The following is a 1,152-nucleotide window of genomic DNA, read 5'->3' as shown; positions in this document are numbered from 1 at the left end:
GGTACCTGGTGACAGCGGCCGACCACCGAGGTACGACGTCCTCATGAGGTACGCGCAAGGGGGCGGGCTCACGCCCCAAGAGCAAGAACGACGAGAACGACTGCGGATGGACGCGGCCGAGCACTTCGCGCGAGGTGAGAAGACCGGTGCCATCGCCAGGGAGCTGCGGGTGACCGAGCGGTCGGTGCGGCGCTGGCGGCACGCGTGGGAACGGGGCGGAGCGGACGCGCTGCGCTCGGCGGGCCCGGTCTCGACCGAGCGGCTGGGCCCCGGGCAGTGGGAGCGGCTGGAAAGGGAATTGGAGCGCGGCCCGCTCGCGCACGGCTGGAGCGATGAGTCCCAGGGGTGGACGCTCACCCGCGTCAAGCTGCTGATCGGCCGGATGTTCCACACCGGCTACACCGTCCAGGGCGTGTGGAAACTCCTGCGCCGGCACGGCTGGTCCGCGCAGGTCCCCGTGCGGCGGGCGCTGGAACGCGACGACGAGGAGATCGAGGTCTGGAAGGCACAGGTGTGGCCACAGGTAAAACAACCGCGGCGGACCTGGGCGCCTACATCTGCTTCGAGGACGAGGCGGGGCAGGGGCTGAGGCCGCCGAAGGGGCGCACCTGGGCCCCGCGCGGGCGGCGACCGGTGGTGCGGGTGCGCGGACGGGGCGCGGGGCGGGTCAACGTGGCCGGTGTGGTGTGCTACCGGCCCGGTGACCGCTCCCGTTTCTTCTACACGCTGCACGTGTACCGCGGTCGTCGGGGCGAGCCCAAGGCGTTCTCCTGGCGCCGGTACCGCGATCTGATCGTCATGACCCATCTGCGGTTGGGCGCCCCGGTGGTGTGGTGCTGGGACAACCTGAATGTGCATCTGACCCGCGAGCTGACCGACTTCGCCGCCGAGCATCAGGACTGGCTGCGCATCGTCCAGCTGCCGCGCTACGCCCCGGAGTTGAACCCGGCCGAGGGGATCTGGTCGCTGCTCACACGGTATCTGGCCGATTTCGCCGCCGCTGATCTGGCGCATCTGACCGGTGTGGTCAAGCGGAAGCTGAAGAAGATCCAGTACCGGCCCCACCTGATCGACGGCTGTCTGCCGCCCACCGGCCTGACCATGGAACCCGACACGGCCACACCAGCGGACATCACGAGTTCAAGCTGAGTA

Annotated in this window: 2 protein-coding genes; both read left to right on the top strand. The window is 69.7% G+C overall.

Annotation, left to right across the window (positions count from 1 at the left end):
- Window positions 1-589: winged helix-turn-helix domain-containing protein (locus QJS33_RS31260; protein ID WP_306371673.1), on the top strand; the 589-nt coding region annotated here is incomplete at its 5' end.
- Window positions 514-1,149 (top strand): transposase, encoded by a 636-nt coding sequence (locus QJS33_RS31255; RefSeq protein WP_306371672.1) that lies wholly within the window; start codon window positions 514-516, stop codon window positions 1,147-1,149. The genes QJS33_RS31260 and QJS33_RS31255, both read left to right, overlap by 76 nt.
- Window positions 1,150-1,152 lie beyond the last annotated feature (3 nt).

The organism is Nocardiopsis sp. CC223A, assembly GCF_030766825.1.
In the GTDB taxonomy this organism is placed as follows: domain Bacteria; phylum Actinomycetota; class Actinomycetes; order Streptosporangiales; family Streptosporangiaceae; genus Nocardiopsis.
Note: the sequence above shows the minus strand (reverse complement) of the source record. Positions and strands in the feature narration are given on the sequence as shown.